The sequence below is a fragment of the Psychrobacter immobilis genome (assembly GCF_904846185.1).
GTDB classification, from domain to species: Bacteria; Pseudomonadota; Gammaproteobacteria; order Pseudomonadales; family Moraxellaceae; genus Psychrobacter; species Psychrobacter immobilis_B.
In genome coordinates this window covers 1-17,333 of the sequence record NZ_CAJGZQ010000016.1, presented here as the reverse complement: position 1 = coordinate 17,333, position 17,333 = coordinate 1, and the positions used below count along the sequence as shown (strand labels likewise).

General features: G+C 40.8%; 24 protein-coding genes and 1 tRNA gene. 6 read left to right on the top strand and 19 right to left on the bottom strand.

Going from position 1 to position 17,333, the window contains the following annotated elements:
• Nucleotides 1–8 precede the first annotated feature (8 nt).
• The 3 genes from JMW94_RS09710 to JMW94_RS09700 form a co-directional block, all read right to left on the bottom strand.
• Nucleotides 9–1,784, bottom strand: coding sequence for a potassium/proton antiporter (locus tag JMW94_RS09710; protein WP_087814202.1), 1,776 nt, complete (start codon nucleotides 1,782–1,784; stop codon nucleotides 9–11).
• A gap of 213 nt (nucleotides 1,785–1,997) precedes the next feature.
• Complete coding sequence (locus tag JMW94_RS09705) at nucleotides 1,998–2,333, bottom strand: GlpM family protein (RefSeq protein WP_227676529.1); 336 nt, start codon at nucleotides 2,331–2,333, stop codon at nucleotides 1,998–2,000.
• A gap of 183 nt (nucleotides 2,334–2,516) precedes the next feature.
• The gene (locus tag JMW94_RS09700) at nucleotides 2,517–4,187 is read right to left on the bottom strand and encodes an alpha-keto acid decarboxylase family protein (protein WP_087814204.1); all 1,671 of its coding nucleotides are present in this window, start codon (nucleotides 4,185–4,187) and stop codon (nucleotides 2,517–2,519) included.
• Nucleotides 4,188–4,448: 261 nt separating this feature from the next.
• Between JMW94_RS09700 and JMW94_RS09695 the strand changes: the two genes are divergently transcribed.
• Nucleotides 4,449–4,523 (top strand) — tRNA-Gly (locus tag JMW94_RS09695).
• Between the two features lie 287 nt (nucleotides 4,524–4,810).
• Here JMW94_RS09695 and JMW94_RS09690 read toward each other — a convergent pair.
• Genes JMW94_RS09690 through JMW94_RS09670 form a run of 5 tightly spaced genes read right to left on the bottom strand, consistent with a single transcriptional unit; the run spans nucleotide 4,811 to nucleotide 6,253 of the window.
• Nucleotides 4,811–5,026: a hypothetical protein gene (locus JMW94_RS09690; protein ID WP_201604227.1), complete on the bottom strand. Its 216-nt coding sequence runs from the start codon at nucleotides 5,024–5,026 to the stop codon at nucleotides 4,811–4,813.
• On the bottom strand, nucleotides 5,027–5,251 hold the full coding sequence (locus JMW94_RS09685; RefSeq protein ID WP_201604225.1) for a hypothetical protein: 225 nt from the start codon (nucleotides 5,249–5,251) through the stop codon (nucleotides 5,027–5,029).
• Between the two features lie 3 nt (nucleotides 5,252–5,254).
• Nucleotides 5,255–5,509, bottom strand: a complete 255-nt coding sequence (locus JMW94_RS09680; protein WP_201604223.1) for a hypothetical protein — start codon at nucleotides 5,507–5,509, stop codon at nucleotides 5,255–5,257.
• Nucleotides 5,499–5,756, bottom strand: coding sequence for a hypothetical protein (locus tag JMW94_RS09675; RefSeq protein ID WP_201604221.1), 258 nt, complete (start codon nucleotides 5,754–5,756; stop codon nucleotides 5,499–5,501). The genes JMW94_RS09680 and JMW94_RS09675 overlap by 11 nt, the downstream gene beginning before the upstream one ends.
• Nucleotides 5,757–5,764: 8 nt before the next feature.
• Nucleotides 5,765–6,253, bottom strand: a complete 489-nt coding sequence (locus JMW94_RS09670) for a hypothetical protein (RefSeq protein ID WP_201604219.1) — start codon at nucleotides 6,251–6,253, stop codon at nucleotides 5,765–5,767.
• Between the two features lie 162 nt (nucleotides 6,254–6,415).
• Between JMW94_RS09670 and JMW94_RS09665 the strand changes: the two genes are divergently transcribed.
• A complete protein-coding gene (locus JMW94_RS09665) occupies nucleotides 6,416–6,847 on the top strand; it encodes an OB-fold protein (protein ID WP_201604217.1) in 432 nt (143 codons plus the stop codon).
• Nucleotides 6,848–6,947: 100 nt separating this feature from the next.
• Here JMW94_RS09665 and JMW94_RS09660 read toward each other — a convergent pair whose 3' ends face one another.
• From JMW94_RS09660 to JMW94_RS09615, 10 genes are all read right to left on the bottom strand, one after another.
• Nucleotides 6,948–9,215 (bottom strand): YfjI family protein, encoded by a 2,268-nt coding sequence (locus tag JMW94_RS09660; protein ID WP_201604215.1) that lies wholly within the window; start codon nucleotides 9,213–9,215, stop codon nucleotides 6,948–6,950.
• Nucleotides 9,205–9,381 (bottom strand): hypothetical protein, encoded by a 177-nt coding sequence (locus JMW94_RS09655; protein WP_201604213.1) that lies wholly within the window; start codon nucleotides 9,379–9,381, stop codon nucleotides 9,205–9,207. Before JMW94_RS09655 ends, JMW94_RS09660 begins: the two co-directional genes overlap by 11 nt.
• A complete protein-coding gene (locus tag JMW94_RS09650; protein ID WP_201604211.1) occupies nucleotides 9,374–9,568 on the bottom strand; it encodes a hypothetical protein in 195 nt (64 codons plus the stop codon). Before JMW94_RS09650 ends, JMW94_RS09655 begins: the two co-directional genes overlap by 8 nt.
• Nucleotides 9,555–9,830, bottom strand: a complete 276-nt coding sequence (locus tag JMW94_RS09645; protein ID WP_201604209.1) for a hypothetical protein — start codon at nucleotides 9,828–9,830, stop codon at nucleotides 9,555–9,557. Before JMW94_RS09645 ends, JMW94_RS09650 begins: the two co-directional genes overlap by 14 nt.
• Nucleotides 9,827–10,063 carry a helix-turn-helix domain-containing protein gene (locus JMW94_RS09640; protein WP_201604207.1) on the bottom strand — a complete coding sequence of 79 codons (237 nt, stop codon included), beginning with the start codon at nucleotides 10,061–10,063 and terminating at the stop codon, nucleotides 9,827–9,829. The genes JMW94_RS09645 and JMW94_RS09640 overlap by 4 nt, the downstream gene beginning before the upstream one ends.
• A 2-nt stretch (nucleotides 10,064–10,065) precedes the next feature.
• Complete coding sequence (locus JMW94_RS09635) at nucleotides 10,066–10,305, bottom strand: helix-turn-helix domain-containing protein (RefSeq protein WP_201569317.1); 240 nt, start codon at nucleotides 10,303–10,305, stop codon at nucleotides 10,066–10,068.
• A 95-nt stretch (nucleotides 10,306–10,400) separates the two neighbouring features.
• Nucleotides 10,401–11,336, bottom strand: a complete 936-nt coding sequence (locus tag JMW94_RS09630; protein ID WP_201604205.1) for a hypothetical protein — start codon at nucleotides 11,334–11,336, stop codon at nucleotides 10,401–10,403.
• Nucleotides 11,337–11,473: 137 nt separating this feature from the next.
• On the bottom strand, nucleotides 11,474–11,749 hold the full coding sequence (locus tag JMW94_RS09625; protein WP_101206449.1) for a hypothetical protein: 276 nt from the start codon (nucleotides 11,747–11,749) through the stop codon (nucleotides 11,474–11,476).
• A 37-nt stretch (nucleotides 11,750–11,786) separates the two neighbouring features.
• Nucleotides 11,787–13,115, bottom strand: coding sequence for a tyrosine-type recombinase/integrase (locus tag JMW94_RS09620; protein WP_201604203.1), 1,329 nt, complete (start codon nucleotides 13,113–13,115; stop codon nucleotides 11,787–11,789).
• 654 nt (nucleotides 13,116–13,769) lie between these two features.
• The gene (locus JMW94_RS09615) at nucleotides 13,770–14,006 is read right to left on the bottom strand and encodes a helix-turn-helix domain-containing protein (RefSeq protein ID WP_179799722.1); all 237 of its coding nucleotides are present in this window, start codon (nucleotides 14,004–14,006) and stop codon (nucleotides 13,770–13,772) included.
• A 122-nt stretch (nucleotides 14,007–14,128) separates the two neighbouring features.
• Between JMW94_RS09615 and JMW94_RS09610 the strand changes: the two genes are divergently transcribed.
• From JMW94_RS09610 to JMW94_RS09595, 4 genes are read left to right on the top strand one after another with little or no spacing between them, the layout of a single operon-like run.
• Nucleotides 14,129–14,344 carry a hypothetical protein gene (locus tag JMW94_RS09610; RefSeq protein ID WP_045456309.1) on the top strand — a complete coding sequence of 72 codons (216 nt, stop codon included), beginning with the start codon at nucleotides 14,129–14,131 and terminating at the stop codon, nucleotides 14,342–14,344.
• Nucleotides 14,345–14,360: 16 nt separating this feature from the next.
• A complete protein-coding gene (locus JMW94_RS09605; protein WP_201604201.1) occupies nucleotides 14,361–15,608 on the top strand; it encodes an Arm DNA-binding domain-containing protein in 1,248 nt (415 codons plus the stop codon).
• A complete protein-coding gene (locus tag JMW94_RS09600; RefSeq protein WP_201604199.1) occupies nucleotides 15,605–15,898 on the top strand; it encodes a hypothetical protein in 294 nt (97 codons plus the stop codon). The genes JMW94_RS09605 and JMW94_RS09600 overlap by 4 nt, the downstream gene beginning before the upstream one ends.
• A gap of 7 nt (nucleotides 15,899–15,905) precedes the next feature.
• Nucleotides 15,906–16,226 (top strand): hypothetical protein, encoded by a 321-nt coding sequence (locus JMW94_RS09595; protein ID WP_227685477.1) that lies wholly within the window; start codon nucleotides 15,906–15,908, stop codon nucleotides 16,224–16,226.
• 230 nt (nucleotides 16,227–16,456) lie between these two features.
• On the opposite strand, the gene JMW94_RS09590 is transcribed toward JMW94_RS09595, so the two are convergent.
• A complete protein-coding gene (locus JMW94_RS09590; protein WP_201604196.1) occupies nucleotides 16,457–17,023 on the bottom strand; it encodes a hypothetical protein in 567 nt (188 codons plus the stop codon).
• Between the last annotated feature and the right edge of the window lie 310 nt (nucleotides 17,024–17,333).

Sequence of the window (17,333 nt, the reverse complement as noted above, 5' to 3'; positions counted from 1 at the left end):
GCTGTTAATCACTCTAGATGCTTTAAACCAATGGTTCTAAGCTTCCCTTTATCATCCACTTCTTTTATGACCAACGACCATTCGTCATTGATGTCGACCGTATCACCCGATACTGGCTTTATCTCTAAGCTATCATTGATATATTCAGCGACCGTTTGATCCCACATGCTTTTGGCGCTGTCCTCAGATTTGGATTTGAGTTTATCGACAAGCGACTCAGACGCCATAATACCAGTAAAAAACGGCAAATCTCCAAGCTTCACGCTTGGAGATAGCAGCCAATCGCCATAGAAGTCATCCATGGCTTTATGATCAAGGGTCGTATCATTGAAAATCTTAGCAATTTGGGTGGCGTGGTTCCCTGTCATCGCATACCACACCCTATCACCGCATTTGAGCTTGGTATTTTCATCAACAACGATAATATGCTGCCTGCGTACCAAGGCAAAGACACTGATTTCATCAGGGTTTATGCGCTTAGAGATGGCCATTGGATGACGATCAATCGCAAATGCCCCTGACTTTACTTCAAACTCATATAAAGTAATGCTTGCTTTGTCAGATACCCAAACCTCATGCTCTTCTTCTGGATCTTTATTACTAGGAATACGCACTTTGAATAAATTTGCCATAAAAGGAATGGTCGTGCCTTGTAAAATCAAAGACAAAACCACCACGCCAAAAGCAATATCAAACAACATAAAAGCGCCGTCTATTCCCGCCATCACCGGTAATATGGCAAGCGTAATAGGAACCGCGCCGCGCAGACCTACCCAAGAAATAAAGCCGATTTCTCTGTCTTTAAATTTAAAGGGTTTCACACTGGTATAGACCGCAATAGGGCGAGCAATAAAAATCATAAAAGCTGCAATCGCGACGGAGTAATACCAAACATCAATCACATGCGATGGCGTCACCAATAACCCTAGTACCACAAATAATACCGCTTGTGACAACCACGCAAAGCTATCCATCACCCGCATCACATGCTCAGTTGAGCGCACTTTATGGTTGCCAATTAGCACACCAGTGAGATAAATTGCCAGAAATCCACTGCCGCCAATCAGATTAGTCGCGGCAAAGACTGCCAAGCCAGCAGACATGATCAAAATGGCATACATACCTTCTGCCAAGTGTATTTTTGGTAATAGCCTTGCCAATAAATAACCAAACAGTAAGCCCATGCCCAAACCAAAGCCAAGCTGCTGTAATAACAACCCTAAAAAGCCCAGTATTGTCTGTCCAGCGGGATCAACATTTAAAGCGATTAATCCTGTCACCAGCAAAATAGCCAAAGGATCGTTCGCGCCCGATTCTAGCTCCAATGTAGCCTGTACACGATCGTTAAGTTTGACGCCGCCATTACGCAATAGCGAAAACACCGCTGCTGCATCGGTTGAACCAACAATGGCCGCCATCAACAAACCAAGTCGCCAATCAACATCGAGTAGCCAAGTGACGAATATACCCAGTATCATTACCGTCGCAAGTACGCCCCAAGTGGCTAAGGTAATAGCAGGCTTGAGACCCACTCGAAATGACTTAAAAGATGTGCGTAGCCCACCATCTAACAAGATACAAGCAAGAGCTGCCTGCCCAACGAAATTAGCAAGCCCGTATTGGGCGAACTCGATACCTAAAATACCATCTTCGCCAGCCAACATCCCTACGATCAAAAACAACAGCAATAGCGGAACGCCCAAGCGCGCCGATAACGTACTTGCCATAATACTGGCGAAAATTAACAATGCCCCTACGAGATAGATGATATTTAAGGTATCCATCTTTTTTAAGCCCTATTTTTATAAATTGTAATGAATGGAGTTATCGCGATAATTCTAATTTTAGTTTGCTACAGGTAGCACCATAAAATCGCTCTTAAGAATAACATCTACGACCGAATCTATAAAAATTATCTGTAGAAATATGTACTGAATTTCATATATACCTTTGATATATTGCCCTTTGACAGAGTTTACGTTTTTTTCTAACCACAACTAAGCCTGAATGTACTGCCATGTAAGGACCAAAATCGCTGCGGCTATTGTCCAAGCGACAACGCCGAACAGTAATGCCTTATATAAGCTGACGTAACCGATGCTAAAAAATACCACAAAGGTATAAATAAGATGCGGTATGACACCGAGCATACTAAATATTAATGCGACTTTTAAATCAGCGGGGCTACGCTCAGTACCCACAATAAAGTGACTGATTAACGTAAATGTGGGGAACAGTGGCGCGAGTGCTGCCAAATAAAAAAATCTGGTTTGCGCGAATAATTGAATCGCCAATACCATTAGAGCACCAATAAGCATTTTTAACCAAATCACGACGGGGTCATCTCCTATGGAATGATAAGGGCTGGAAATAGCCCAATCCACCATGATACTAAAGTCTGCAAACCGACATAAGAGCAATAGCTGATTAATTAATCTATATGATAAAAACGTGCAAAAAGCCCCATCTAGCAATGGGGCTATTCATTTTTATGAAGCGAGTTTTCTATTACTCACTCAATCATTTTTTGGCTTCAGTGCGGCACTGATATCGGCGAGTAGTGGCGGGATATCATGCTTATCAGCGATGACCTCCAACATAACCAATTTGTCTTTTACAGCTGCTGCTTGCGTAAGAGCCGCTTTTAACTCGCCTGCTGTTTCTGCTTTTAGCAGCAGACTATTATCATCGGTGGCACCAAAAGCTTTTGGCATCATCTGCCAGTTACACTTAGGAATGTCATTATAGCGCTGGTTTTCACCATGAATCGCCCGCTCCACGGTATAGCCATCATTATTAATCAGTACAATCACTGGATTGATATGCTCTTGAATCATCACCGCGATTTCTTGAATGGTCAATAATGCTGAGCCATCACCAATCAATAAGACACTGCGCTTGTTTGGCGATGCAATAGCCGCACCCAAACTTGCCGGCAACGTATAACCAATCGAGCCCCACATTGGTTGTCCATAACAAGTCACGCCTTCTGGTAAACGCACATCACTGATGCCAAAATACGCCGTTCCCTGTTCTGCAAACACCAAATTATTATGGTCTAGATGATCGGCAATGATATGCCATAGATCATCTTGAAAAATAGCCTCGCTGTCCTTACCCTGCTGCTCATGCGGCTTGACTTCTTTACAGAACGGCTTTGGCACAATATTAATATCTGAGGTCAAGACTTCATGTAGCGTTTTTAGGGCGTCTTTTAGGGCAATGGGCGCAAAGTTTTTGCCAGCAATGCTCGCGCGCTCATAATGCAAATCAACCACTGTACTTTCATCAATATCTTGGCTAAAACCTGCCGTCGTAGTATCGGTATATTGCACACCTATTTTTATTAAGCACTCACAGTTTTCGACTGCATCCTTGACCACGGGACGTGATGCCACGCCAGCATAAGTCCCTGCCCAACGTTCACTATTTTCGTCAAGCAAAGTTTTGCCCCATGATAACGTCGTATAGGGAATATCCGTATCGGCAATCAATGCCTTAAGCTGCGGCTGTAGTCCCAAACGATGCACCATCAAATCTGCCATCAGCGTCGTGGTTTTGTTTGGCAGAAACTCTATGAGCGCTTGTTTAAAATCTGCCAATGCTGCTTGACTGGTGATGTCTTCTTGGCTATCAACAAGCTTTGTAGTCGGTGGATAAATAGGTTGACGAGCAACGTCAGGCGATAGTAACAGATAGCCTGGACGATGTTTTTTAAGAATTAAGCGAATCACACGGTCGATTTCTGAGGCAGCATTTTCAGGGGTAAGCTGCGCTCGTGCTACCGTGACCGGCTCTACCATCTTAATAAAATGATTGAACACGCCGTCACCAAGTGAGTGATGGATGCGGCGCTTTGAATCTTGTAAAGCCGTACTTGGCGCGCCTACGATATGTAGCACTGGTGCATACTCAGCAAAAGAGCCTGCGGTCGCGTTAATCGCTGACAATTCTCCCACCCCAAAGGTCGTCACCATCGCCGCAAAGCCGCGCTCACGTGCATAGCCGTCAGCTGCGTAACCTGCATTTAACTCATTGGTGTTACCCACCCAGCGCAGCTTATCAGAGGCAATAATATTATCTAAAAAAGTTAAGTTGAAATCACCAGGTACGCCAAATATCTCTGACGCGCCTGCTTCTGCGACACGATCAAACAAATAATCAGCGATGGTATATTGTTGACTCATAGTACTTATCCTTAAGTGTTATCTTTATAAATCATGAAAATGATTAATATGGTTAAAGTCATTATAAAACTGTATTCCAGCCTATTTATAGAAAGCAAAGCTTTTGGAATATAGATTACAACAATCTGTTATATCACAGATGAAGGCTAGGATAATATGCCAATTTACTATCTTTTACTTTTTTTCATACTAACTGTTGACACGTTCAAAAAACTGCGTATAATACGCCTTCATCAACTGACGATAGTTAATTGATAATTAGCGGGAATAGCTCAGTGGTAGAGCATAACCTTGCCAAGGTTGGGGTCGAGAGTTCGAATCTCTTTTCCCGCTCCAAATACTTAAAAAGCCTCACTTAACAGTGAGGCTTTTTTTTGTGCGTAAGTTATTGTTTATAATATAGTTTTCTTAAATTACCTGCTATATGGTAGCCAGTTTGGTAGCCATTTTCATAGTTACCTATGCTTACTGGTGGCCATAGGGCGGTGTGATTGTTTAGCTCTTTATTAGTAATGACCGCCCCTATACGCATATTTTTACAGCCGCGTAATTAAAAGTTTAGCTATTGCTTTTTACTTTAATCTCAAGTTGAGGTTAGGATCATTTTTTTGCTCGTTCAACAACTAGCAAACTCTGTCAGGCTTGCGAGCGTCCTCTACATTGATAACTACTTTTACTGGCTGCACCTCATCAGCATTATTAACGCCCTTGTCTAATCCCAACAGCTTAGCTTTGCTCATAGTCGCTGTAATCATAGCAGATGGTTTTTGACAGTCACTAGCCAGCTTTGAAGCATTATCTAACTCAGCTATTAAGTCATCAATCGTTACTTTACTCATTTATACCGCCTTACCCTTACTGTCTAATGTTGGCGCTATCAGTCTTATCACTGTAGGTCTGTTTGCTATCGGTTCAATATCTCGCATTGGTGGATTGTCTAATAATCCTAATATCTTGGCCTTGCTCATTGTAGCGGTGACCATAGCAGACGCTTGACCGTTTGCCTTAGCTATCAATCTAGCGTCGTCAAGCTCAGTCATTAAGTCATCAATACTCATTTTCATTCTTTACCCCATAATATTTTTATAGGTTATTGCTGCCTGCTCAGCTGACAACTCATTCATAAGATCACTAATGGTCTGTACGTCATCAGCATTAACATCTTTAATCATGGGCTTATCGAGTCCTAGTAGCTTTGCTGTGGTAACAGTCGCTTGTATCATGGCGGTGGGCTTACGTTCCTCTATGGCCATTTGACGCGCTTGTTCTAACTGATCTAGTAAGTCATCTAGCGTTAATCTGCTCATTATCTCAATACTCATCTTCTAATCGTTTACTGATAGCGAGCGCTACCTCAGGCGTTAATGGTTCAGGCGATACACCCGTGATATTAAAAACGACTGACTCATCATTGTTTGCCGTTACGTCTTTAATCGGCTTATCCAGTCCTAGTAACTTCGCTTGTGCAATAGTAGCGACTACTAGCGCGTTTGGGTTGTGGTCATCTATCGCCATTTGCTTAGCGAGCTGTAAATCTTGGATCAAGTCGTTAAGGTCAGGTAATCGCATTTAATCCCTCAGTGAGTGCAATTTAGTTTATCTAGTGTTTGCTGCCAAACTTGAGCGCTAAGCTTGTCATGCTCATTAACCAGCTTATCAAACGTCTTTGAGTGCATATAGCGAGGCTTTGCACCTACTCCATGAATAACGCCTTGTTGCCAACCTAAACGCACTCTAATCTCACTTATACGGCTAAACACTCTATCTATCGGCTGTTGTAGCTGACTGCCATAAGGTGCATTTATGCAATGTCTGCAAACGTATAACCCAGCACAATATAAAACACTGACACGCTTGCTACACTGAGGGCATAGCCACCAGTAACGATAACCGCCATAGTGACAAGCTGATTTTGTTAGCTGAATAGAATATTGATAGGGTTTGTTGCGGTGGGTGTAGTTGACTCCTATATATTTAGCGTTACCTTGTTTAAGCTGCTCACGATAGCGTGAGATGGGTAACTTTAAGTAATCATTCAAGCTGTGAGTGGTGGCAAGCGCTGGCATGTTATCTAAACCATTAGGTAGTTTTATTATATTATAACATTTAAGACCTATTCATCAGTAAAATCAATCATAATTGATGTATTCTAATGTTTAATAACATATCATTTAAACGTAACATTTTGTATAGTTAACTTTCTATAATTTTACCGTAGCGGAAAGAATATGAAGAAAATAGTAAAGTGGATTGTAATAATTTTGGTTGTTTTATTTGTTATAGGTCTTATTTTTTCTGGTGATGACGAAGGTAGTGTTTCATCAACAACTGATACGGTCTCAACTGAAACAGCTATTCCTGTGACAGCTACCGAACTATATAATGCTTATGACAGTAATGAAGTTGGAGCAGATAAACAGTATAAAGGTAAGCTACTTCAAATATCAGGAACTATTGAAAGTATTGATAGTGGAATTTCAGACCAAGCTGTTCTTCAGTTAGGAACTGGAGAAATGTTTATGAGTGTATCTGCAGAAGGTGATGATAATTTTACTGATACTGCTTCTACACTTAGTAAAGGACAACAAGTTAACTTATTGTGTCGTGGTGCTGGAGAAGTTATTGGTATGCCATTTGTCGATGAGTGTGTATTCCAATAAATAAAAATTCCTATATAAAAAGCCTACTAAAAATAGTAGGCTTTTTAACGTTTAAAATTACAATAATGCCTAGATACTGCACTGACATAACTGACAAAACCTATTTAAGCTCAGTCAATCTTGTATTGATAGTATAGCGCTCAGTCGGTCTGCCACCTTGCCCTGTGCTTGGTATCTCCTGCCAGCTTAACCAGTCATTTTCGACTAATATTTCAAGCGCATTAAGTACATCATCAGTATCAGTCAAACCTTTCCACCCTTTCCGGATTAGCTGGCGTGCGGTAAAGCCGTGACCGATCCAATCGGTTGTGTCAGTTTTGTCAGCTCCCTTTTTGACCATTTTCATTATTTTATCGGCTAGATAAGAGGCTTTGATATTAGCGCTGTCAGTAACGGTGCTATATATTCTTATCATGTGACTCTCTAACACTTCGCACCATGCCAGCGCTGCATTAAGTGCGTTCAAGTTGACTGCACCTAAAGACGTACCGTGTTCGATACAATCCACTAAATGAAAGACTAGCGCTAATGACGGTACTGTTTTAGCATACTTAATCAGATGCTCAGCTATGATGCTATGCTCAGCGTCACCAGCTCTGAGTTTCAGCTCATCATACCAATTCATAAACACTTGAAAGGCTTCATCAGTAAAGCGGTAATAAGGGCGCTTGTGATAGTCATCAATAGGGTTAGCACCATAGCGCATAAAGTCACCTAACTGCATACTGTCGATAGTTTCAAACAAGCTATAGATAGCATCACGACTCTGCTTGTCAGGTGGCAAATCACGCTCTTTACTGTTTGGTAGTGGGTCAGGATAAACCATCAGCTGAAAGCGTTGAATAAGTCCGTCATTGCCTAAACCTTTCATCGTTTTAGATAAATAATACTCGAGCTTGTCAGGTTGTATGCCACCAATGACCGATAGACAATGATTGCTGACAGGTACGTGACCTCTACCAATTCTATCGACTTTAAAACTACCTAAGCCGTTAAAGCCTTCAAGAAAAAATGATTTATTTTGACTATTAGCATCACCATCTAACGAAGCAAACCATGCTGTCAGCTCATCTCGTATTATTAACATTCCATTTTTATGTTTATTCTCAAGCTCTCCGATACTCTCTATAGTTCCATCATTTGTAGAGTAGCGTTTCATTTCAGGTATAAGCTCATCACTTTGCTTTGCCTCTGCCAACTCTTGCGCTTTGGCTTTTAAATCATCATGACTAATTTCAGCATCAGCATCATCATCAGATTGGGTCGCTAGTCTTTTGGCAAGGTCACTGAGCTGCTTCTCAGCTGCCTTTGTCATATGCTTGTTTAGCTCTTTTTGCGTGTCATACTCAAGTTTGTCTTTATGATGGTTTTGTTCAGCCAGTGCTTCTAAGTAGCTAATAGGTTTTAATCCCTCAGTCAAAGACGGTGTTTTTTTACTTGATGGATTGCCTACAATGCCACCATAAAAGTTCGGTACTACCTCCCAGTTATCGTACATCTTAGGGTAAATGCTCAATTTTGAGCCTATCAAGCTACCTAACGATACCATCAAGGGCATGAGCACATATTCAATCGGTACGCTCAGGCGCTCAGCACTGTTTGAAGCATAATCCCATAGCAGTTTAGGCATCATGTCGCTTGTGAGTGTCTTAACTGGTGGCAAGGTTTGGCTAATCGGTTTGGGCTTTGGTTTGCCTAATGCTTGCAAGTCGATAACCTCAGCATCAGCGATCAAGTCATCATAATCAGCGTTAAACTCAAGCGCGTCATAAATGAGCGTATGCTCACAGATAATAGCTTCAACATTCACGCCCTTAAGTGGTGTTATTACTTTGGCCTTGTGCTGTGAAGTGGTCATGATGGTTACTTGCTGCACCTCTGCAAAATGTTTCACCGTCCGATTAAACAAACTAGGTACAAGGCAAGTGAGTACCGTTATATCAATACCTATCTTGCAATAAGCGTTATAACATCGCACTGCCTCAGCAAGATCAGCTATGACTATCCACTTACTATCACGACTCATTGAGCCAATGACAAAAGCACTCGGTATATCAGTGTCAGATATAAAGATACGTCCGTTATCGTCAAGCGGTATGCTGGCGAGTGTGACAATCTCAGCTTGATTATTAACTTTTAGCAGTCCGATAGTGTTAGCAGTGTCGAGCTGCTTTTCTCCTGCCAGCGCTCCTGTAAATATGCTAATATCTCTATCTAGATAGATAACTGAGTTTAATGATCCATTACTTAGTAAGCTTTCTAACGTGCCATGACCTGTTACATCTGCCAATGTAGCGAGTCTAAAATCTGCTATAAATTGTGACAAGCCTGTGCTGATAGCATGGGCTTTGTTATTTTCAGCTATCATCTTTGCACTCCTTAGCATCACTTCGCGTCTGAGTCGCTGCCTGTTTGATTTGGTGGTAGCGGTAACCGTGTTTATCCTTTGCCTTTTGCGCTTTGCCATGTTTTGACTTAGCAAAGGCGACTTGTGCATCAAAAAAGGTTTGCGGTTTATCTGAATTGCTAGTCATGACTGATTGCCTCCAATTGTGTAAATATTTGAGGGTGTTTAGGCTGGCATGAAATGGCTAATAACAACATCAGCAAGCAAGCTATGATTGAGATATAACCGATAATCGAGCGCTTGCGTTTGGGGTGCTGGTTGTCACTGTGCTGGTTGTGGTCGGCTTTTAAGTTGGTTCTGTTATCGTTGCTCATCTCTCACTCCCTCTACGCTGAAGGCTATCTCTGCTATTTTTATAGATAGGTTTTTTAGTGACTCCACTTGCCTACTGCCTTTAGGTAGCAAACTGCCTAGTATCTTGGTTTCTAGCTCTGCAAGCTGGGTCATGTTATTAATAATGGTTACATTAGCGTGTAAGGTAATAATGAGCTGATCTATAAAATCTTCGTTTATCATCAAAAAGCCCTGTTCTTTGAGCCTGCTCATTACTTCGTTGACCAGTTCGTCATTACTCATAATTGCACCTCATTAGCCAGATGATCGGTATCAACCCAATAAACGTGCCAATGCTTGCCGTCTTTATCTACTCGCTTGCGCTGTATGGTTAAGCCTGTATTTTCTAGCTGATTAATGCGAGTGGGTAGCGTGGCGATTTTATAAAGCTCGATAGCTTGCCAGCGTGTGATTGATTGACCAGTCAAAAGATGATCTTTAATGATTTGGTTTTGGCTGCGTTTTAGCTTATCCATGACTAAGCTCCCTCATTAGTAGCGTTTAGATAGTCCACAATGTCGCTACCTTTGAAGTAGTAAACGCCATTGATAGATAACGGCTTTGTTATCGTGCCAGCTTTGATCCAGCGTCTAATGGTTTCAGGGTGTTTTTGGAATACATCGGCTATCTGCTTAACCTGATAAAGTTCTTTTGGGTTCGCTAATAGGTAAGCTAGGTTTAGCTTATTGGTGGGTGCTGCGTGGGTAGTGTTAGGCATTGCCTTAACTCCTATTCAGTTAATGAAAGTTGTTAAGGCTTATTGTGCGATGTGGGGTGTTGTTAAAAATTAAAGTTAATTAATTAAAGTTAAAGTTAAGGTTTTTTCAGTGGTTGCTTGTAAAGAATGTCCGTATGTTCTTGAATAGACTTACTAATTTTAGCTATGTTCGCTTTTAGCCCATTTGTATCTTCATCAGCTATCTGTAGGTCGTCAATTGCAAACTGATAAATGGCATTGCTGATTTGCGTGGCATTTGGTTTGTTGTCACCAATAGTATAAGCGCTAGATTTTCTAGCAAGCAATAAAGCTAATACTGCTATCAATTTACTATCTTGATTGCGACTATTTGTAATTTGATTTTCACTGATAAGCTGTTCATCTTTTTCGTGATCTTCGCTAGGGTTAGATTCACCACTAGCCGCCCATTCTATTTGCCTAGTAATGTAATCTAAACTTATTGCGAGGGCATTATCATCATGACCCTTTGCAGTATTGCTAGCCTGTTTGCTATTTCTCTCTTCTAAGCTAAAATTTATCCATGTTAAGCCCGTTCTTACAAGTGGGTGTTTAAGTTTGGTCTTAACAGTGACATTATCACAGTTATATATAGTGTAGCTATATTTTGTAGCCTCTCTTATGTCTATATCAAAATCTTTTAAATAATCCAACTTATCTAAGTCTTCGAATGCTAGAAAAAAATAATCGTCTACTAACTTATAAGAATGTGAATAAGACTCATGGTCTATATCGTTTTCAAACTCATGGTAGGCATGATAGGTATCAATACTAATTTGACTAAAAAAATCCACGATGTTCTTATCTTTGCCTTTCTTTTTCTTACATTCGTAAGTTCTATAATGTTTATCTACATTATAAGAAGTAATATCTTGATCAAAGCCATTATAGAGTAACCATGAAACAACGGTTTCCACGGGTTCTTTCTGTGTGAATGCTAGATATAAAATAAAGTTTTTTATTGAAATATAATCTTGCTCAAAATCCTGTTTTGGTTTGTCCATTAATCCCATATCATCACACCTTTACACACCTTAATAAAAATAGGTGCAAGGCGCTGGCTGCTTTAAGGTGTGTAAATTGCAGCCGTTCGGGTAATTAGTCCTAGCCTTGCATGGTCATTGTAGCGGTGTTTAGTCGCTAAATATGGTCATAACTGTTGCCAATAGCCTGTTATCTTTAGATCAACATTTTCACGATCATTTGATAGTCGCTCTACTTCTTTTATAGCAACATCATAGAAAAATGAATTATTAAGCTTTTTCCCGTGGTCAGTTTTATATTTGACAAGCTCCCCATTAATTAATACTGAGTAAATAGGTGCGTATTTCAAGCCGTCATATTCTGCACCATCAGGCGGTAGATTATCCCAAAATGCGCGGTCATCTAATTGCTGGCGTGTTGGTTTGGTGTCTAGTGTCATCATTGTTGCTTCTCCATTGGTGGGTTTTGTTGGTTAGGTTTTAGCCGTGGTTCTGTTTGGCTGCTTTCTTAAAATCAGCATGAATAACATTGTCAAACTTACCTGCTTTAATATCGTCTAGGTAGTTCGCCCATGCTGTCATCATATTAGCTTTTTGATGTAGTAAATCCATACGGCTATAAGCAGTGCCATAAGCGTTAAGCATGCGGTGGCCTAGTGCCAGTTCGGTTATCAGTTCGTCATAACCTAGCCGCTCCATTAGCATAGTTTTTGCGCTACTTCTAAAACCGTGTGGGCTGTGAATATCTTTATAGCCTAGTCCGTTATTCATTAACTCACTGTTTAATACTTTATTCACTTCTTGCGTATGGTGATAAGGCTCTTTTTTGCGTCTAGGGTTATGAAATACATACTCGCTATCACCTGTAAGCGGCTTCATCTGCTCTAATATAGCAATGGCTTGCGGTGCTAGTGGTATAACGATACTGGCCACCATATCCCCTCTATTGCCAGACTTTTGCGGTTTAAACTCCCATTGTTTTTTAAGCCAATTAATATCACTCCATTTCATAGTGCAAGCATCACCAATGCGAACAAACGTAAGCGATAATAATTGTAATATTCTTTTATTATAAAGCTGGCTTGCATCGTCTAGCTGGTCAATATCTCTTAGCAGTTCGGCAAACTCTTTAGGGTCTGTTAATGATGGGCGGTGTTGTGTTTTGGGGCTTTTAAGCGTTCCTTGTAGGTCGCTTGCTGGGTTGTACTCAATAATCATATGAGCCTTAGCTATTTGTAAAATGCTTTTAAGTATGATCTTAGCCCTTAACCCTTTGTTGAGATGCGTTTTTTGTATATCTTGAATAAACCTTATAACAATACTTGGCGTTATATCTGTTACTTTCATATGCCCTAGTTTTTGTTTGATGGGCTTAATTAGCAGCTGATTGTTATATATTGTTTTTGCGCTCAGGTTCTTACTATCCTGTAATGCTTGCCACTCATTAATGAAATGATTAAGTATGTTTTGACGATCGGTTATTTCTTGCCGTTTCTGTGTTTCTTTGTTCTCTAAAGGGTCTATATCTTTGGCTAGTAGTTGCATATTGTCGCTGTGATATTGACGGGCATCAGCAAGGCTTAACGCTGGGTATTGTCCTAGCGTCATATAAGGGCGTTTGCCAGTAATTGGGTGGGTATAGCGATGTCTAAAGTCGGCTGTAGCGTCTGGGCTATCTTTATGCGGTCTAACTCTTAGCTCTAAGCCCTTATAGCCAGCAATAGGATAAATAGTTGTCTTGCCAGCTTGAGTAGCTTCTCTTATGGCCTTTGGTATTTGTGAGTCTAGTTTTATCTCTTGCTTTGCCATTACCTTAACCCTTTTTGATAGCCATTCTGGTAGCCACTTTGGTAGCCATTTAGAATGTTTTATATTATAGAATAATGTTGTACGTTGTAGTACATGATATATCTATAAATGCTGAATATCAATAGAATAAAGGCTTTAAAGGGTTATTTTGTTATTCCTTAAGTTATGAAGTTGTTCAATGTAAATTGAAAAAAGCCTCTTAACAGTGAGGCTTTTTTTTGTCCAATTTTCGGGGTTTGTAGAGAAATTCTCGAAATATCTTTTTTAATATAGTTAAGTTTATCTACTCAGTCAAAAAGCTCGTTTTCGGTGCGGTGCCCATTTGGTGCCCAAACTGTGCCCTGCCCTAAAACCTCACCTACATAACTGACCACAACCTAGCTATTTTTCGCTAAAAACCATCCTGACACCTAACCTAATAAATTTGGCACTATGATGATTTTGAACCCAACCTCAATTCAGCAAAAAACGTGTTTTTTAAATGCATCATTTATTGGAAATGTATTTAAGATCCACACTATTTAAAGCTAACCGTCATTTAAAAATTGATGACTCCAACCTAACAATAGAAATTATTAAGCCTTGTAAATATGCTTTAGCCCTAATCAGTTTTTGGCTAGAAATTCCTTATCAATGGTTATCGCGATAGTTAATTCACTCTTTTCCTGAAGAGTCGTCCTCACCAAGTTCATCTGGAACATACTTCAAAATATCCCCTGGCGTTACTTCTAATACATTACATAGCTTACTCAAAGTATCGAACTCAATTCTAGTCGTATCATCATTATAGATTCTATGCAGCGTCGATTTACTGATATCTGTCATTCTCACTAAATCTGCTACACGCAACCTTCTTTCTGCTAAAAGAACCGGTAAGTTACATGAAATCACAATAAATTCCTTATTGGTAAGTAAAAAGTACTTGCCAATGACTACTTTTCTGATAATATAGTACTCGTTGGCAATAACAAAGTGTTTATTGAAAACTATTTAATACTGACTGGAGAACTATTATGTCACAGACCTATCTCACCACTCAAGAACTAGCCGAACGTATCAAATACGATGCGCGTACTATCCGTAACCAACTCAAGGACACTGTCTTGATCGAGAACATTCACTATATACGCCCTTTTGGTGGTCGTAAGATTCTGTATGTATGGGAGCGTATCGAAGAGGATATGTGTAAGCCGGTCATGAGCGCTATCAATGGAATGGCACTTCAATAGTAGAAGGAGATTTACTATGGCTACTATGAGAGGACGGTTTGGCAAACTGGTCGTTGACTTCCGCTACTTAGGTAAGCGCTGTCGAGAAAAGACGAGTTTAGAAGACAACCCAGCTAATCGTAAAAAATTAGCACAAGTAATGAAGAAAATGGAAGCAGAAATAACTTTAGGCATCTTTGACTATGGCGCCTACTTTCCAAAAAGTGAACGGGCACAGGAGATGATCGCACTGGCTGATAGAGCGGAAGCTTGTATCAGTCGTAATCCCACCTTTAGGCAGTTTTCAGAGATTTTTTATGAGGAGAGGAAGATTGAATGGCGGCCGAGCTATCGGCAAAAGACACAGATTATTTTGAATAAGTACTTGTTACCTGAGTTTGGGGGTAAAGCGGTACATGCTATAAAAAAACCAGACTTGCTGACCTTCCGTAGCTCTCTCGCCAAAGTTCGTTACGGTAAAGATGGTCAGTCAAGTCTGTCAGTAGCACGAATCAATCAGATCATGATACTTCTTCGTATGATACTAGAAGAAGCGTCAGATCGCCATGAGTTTGAGATGCCTTATAAAAATATTAAGAATCTCAAGCAGGCTCGTCCTGATGTAAATCCTTTTACCCTAGCTGAGGTATGGCTGTTTTTAAAGCACGTACGCGCTGACTATAAGCCCTACTACACCATTCGCTTTTTCACAGGAATGCGTACCAGTGAAATTGATGGGCTTAAGTGGGAATGTATTAACTTTGCTCGTCGTGAGATCAGTATCAGAGGAGCGTTAGTCAATGGTGAGATGGGTCCGACGAAGACATTAGGCTCACAGCGTGATATTGCGATGTCACAGTTAGTCTATGACGCCTTACTAGAGCAGAAGGCGCGCACCTATGGTAAGTCAGAGTTTGTGTTTTGCAACTCACAAGGTAATCCCATGGAGTACCGCAATGTAAATCGGCGGGTGTGGAAGCCTACGCTTGCACTGCTCGGTCTCAAACACAGGCGTGCTTATCAGACTCGGCATACCGCAGCGACGCTTTGGCTGGCTGCTGGTGAAAATCCTGAGTGGATAGCACGGCAGATGGGTCACAGCAGTACGGAGATGCTGTTTCGGGTGTATAGCCGCTATGTTCCTGATATCACTCGACAGGATGGCTCAGCGATGGATAATTTGCTACTGGCGAGCAAGGAGAAGCTAACCAGCACATCAAATAGCTCTGAGACTAAAGAAGGGCTAATCACGAACATACAAGCTGACAAGGAGACGTCACAATGAAAATCATCAATTATGGAGAGCTGTTTGCTGAGTTTAAGCCTGATGGTGCAATCAGTGAGGATGCGAATGAGATTGCTAATGCATTGATGCGTGAGTTGTATGTTTCATCGGGTCATAACCTCGCTCGCTTCTTGGGAGTGAAGCGCTGCTTTGATAACGATATGGCAATGCGTGTATGGGTGCAGAAGCGCTTAGATGCTCAGGATGGTTACTTTGTAGAAGATATGTGCAGTAAGCTTCAAAGCGAGCTTTATGAGCTATTACCGCACTCTGACTATGTCGGCTACTGAGGAGAACATGATGACTGTAAAGCTTCAGCCGCATATGACGCAGAATGCACGAGATCTAAGAATCTGTGAGGATTACTGGACATATGATAACGAAAGTGATTATATAGTGCATGTAGAAGCCGTCTGTGAGAAGTATGAGATAAGCCCTCAAGTACTATTCGAAACAATCGGTGAGTGTTTTGCTTATTTAGATGATGTGCGATGCGAATACTGTGGTTATGTGTGCCCTTTACAGATACCAGCAGACATTCCATATATGCGCTCAAAAGAGCGTTGGTGCTGTGAGGTATGTGAGCATGCTGTGTGGCGCGAACCTAATCATAGATAAGTCTTTCAAGATTTTAGAGCCATGCAGCTTGAGTTGCCTGGCTTTTTTGTGGGCAGCAGATCTTCTCTTAAATACAGCTTAAATTTAGTGTGCTACTACAATGTTGAGGTGGTTGATTTTTTCCGTCAAGATAGCCCAAGCTAAGGCCTCTAAAAAAGGTAGGGAGTAGTATGGGCCAAGTTTAGGCTAAAAACTTGGCTTTAAAAGGTAAATACAGGAAAAAAGTTAGTTTAAAATTGACTGTAGTCCACTTTAACGAGTTTAGATTGCTGAACCTTTTTTAGTTTGAATGTCTTGGTCTTTTCATCCCAAATGTTGACATAATAGGTGATAAGTTGTTTACCTGTGGTTTCGTTGACTTGCTCGCCTTCACAATTGCGACTGATAAATAAGCGGCTATTGGGATAGAAAGCCAAACGCTCGTTGTCATCAAGTTCTGCGCCGTCTGCGAAGCATTCTGCGCCACTTTCATAAGGGGTGACACTATCCTCAGTTTCACCTAGTGGAATATCGTATACTTTGCCAGTACGTTTATCAATCATAGCCCCTGACACACAGCTTGTACCACAGCCCCAAGTTGTTACGATATAGTTACCCGCGAAGTTAATGTGACCCTCTTTATGAGCTTCTCTAAGACGAGTACGAAAAGAGCGCCAGTCACCTAATTTTAAGGGCGCTTGTTTAGCGTTATAGATTTTAGCAGGGTATTTTTCAAAGCTGTAACCAGCGATGCTTTCAGCATGAGAGGTAGAGATGCAAGCCAAGGCAAAACCAAGACAAGCCGCAAGCTTTTTCATAAAAACTCCTTTTTTGATAGCGGTCAGTACAGAAAATGGAAATTATAGTACGGTAAGTACATTTTTTTAATTCTACATCAATTACATTAAATAATTTTTTCTAAAATTACTTATTAAAATAATAATCTGATAAGGTTTAGTCAAGTCTTACAAGCTCTATATTGAGCTTGAATACAATCAAACTATAGTCAGTCTATAATAAAAGAGATACAGCCCATATCCTGAAACAGTTTTGGTAAATTATTCTCCATCCACCCTTGGCGTAGAAACTTAGCCTGTGCCCACTTTTTCTCGATAGGGTTTAGATCAG

Bases quoted from the DNA above. Each gene is read 5' to 3' on its own strand.
- JMW94_RS09650 (WP_201604211.1), bottom strand. From the start codon at position 9,568: ATGAGCAACGATAACAGAACCAACTTAAAAGCCGACCACAACCAGCAC.
- JMW94_RS09700 (WP_087814204.1), bottom strand. From the start codon at position 4,187: ATGAGTCAACAATATACCATCGCTGATTATTTGTTTGATCGTGTCGCA.
- JMW94_RS09595 (WP_227685477.1), top strand. From the start codon at position 15,906: ATGATGACTGTAAAGCTTCAGCCGCATATGACGCAGAATGCACGAGAT.
- JMW94_RS09600 (WP_201604199.1), top strand. From the start codon at position 15,605: ATGAAAATCATCAATTATGGAGAGCTGTTTGCTGAGTTTAAGCCTGAT.
- JMW94_RS09655 (WP_201604213.1), bottom strand. From the start codon at position 9,381: ATGACTAGCAATTCAGATAAACCGCAAACCTTTTTTGATGCACAAGTC.
- JMW94_RS09635 (WP_201569317.1), bottom strand. From the start codon at position 10,305: ATGCCTAACACTACCCACGCAGCACCCACCAATAAGCTAAACCTAGCT.
- JMW94_RS09690 (WP_201604227.1), bottom strand. From the start codon at position 5,026: ATGAGTAAAGTAACGATTGATGACTTAATAGCTGAGTTAGATAATGCT.
- JMW94_RS09665 (WP_201604217.1), top strand. From the start codon at position 6,416: ATGAAGAAAATAGTAAAGTGGATTGTAATAATTTTGGTTGTTTTATTT.
- JMW94_RS09605 (WP_201604201.1), top strand. From the start codon at position 14,361: ATGGCTACTATGAGAGGACGGTTTGGCAAACTGGTCGTTGACTTCCGC.
- JMW94_RS09590 (WP_201604196.1), bottom strand. From the start codon at position 17,023: ATGAAAAAGCTTGCGGCTTGTCTTGGTTTTGCCTTGGCTTGCATCTCT.
- JMW94_RS09680 (WP_201604223.1), bottom strand. From the start codon at position 5,509: ATGAGTATTGAGATAATGAGCAGATTAACGCTAGATGACTTACTAGAT.
- JMW94_RS09620 (WP_201604203.1), bottom strand. From the start codon at position 13,115: ATGGCAAAGCAAGAGATAAAACTAGACTCACAAATACCAAAGGCCATA.
- JMW94_RS09710 (WP_087814202.1), bottom strand. From the start codon at position 1,784: ATGGATACCTTAAATATCATCTATCTCGTAGGGGCATTGTTAATTTTC.
- JMW94_RS09670 (WP_201604219.1), bottom strand. From the start codon at position 6,253: ATGCCAGCGCTTGCCACCACTCACAGCTTGAATGATTACTTAAAGTTA.
- JMW94_RS09685 (WP_201604225.1), bottom strand. From the start codon at position 5,251: ATGAAAATGAGTATTGATGACTTAATGACTGAGCTTGACGACGCTAGA.
- JMW94_RS09630 (WP_201604205.1), bottom strand. From the start codon at position 11,336: ATGGGATTAATGGACAAACCAAAACAGGATTTTGAGCAAGATTATATT.
- JMW94_RS09610 (WP_045456309.1), top strand. From the start codon at position 14,129: ATGTCACAGACCTATCTCACCACTCAAGAACTAGCCGAACGTATCAAA.
- JMW94_RS09645 (WP_201604209.1), bottom strand. From the start codon at position 9,830: ATGAGTAATGACGAACTGGTCAACGAAGTAATGAGCAGGCTCAAAGAA.
- JMW94_RS09675 (WP_201604221.1), bottom strand. From the start codon at position 5,756: ATGCGATTACCTGACCTTAACGACTTGATCCAAGATTTACAGCTCGCT.
- JMW94_RS09640 (WP_201604207.1), bottom strand. From the start codon at position 10,063: ATGGATAAGCTAAAACGCAGCCAAAACCAAATCATTAAAGATCATCTT.
- JMW94_RS09625 (WP_101206449.1), bottom strand. From the start codon at position 11,749: ATGATGACACTAGACACCAAACCAACACGCCAGCAATTAGATGACCGC.
- JMW94_RS09660 (WP_201604215.1), bottom strand. From the start codon at position 9,215: ATGATAGCTGAAAATAACAAAGCCCATGCTATCAGCACAGGCTTGTCA.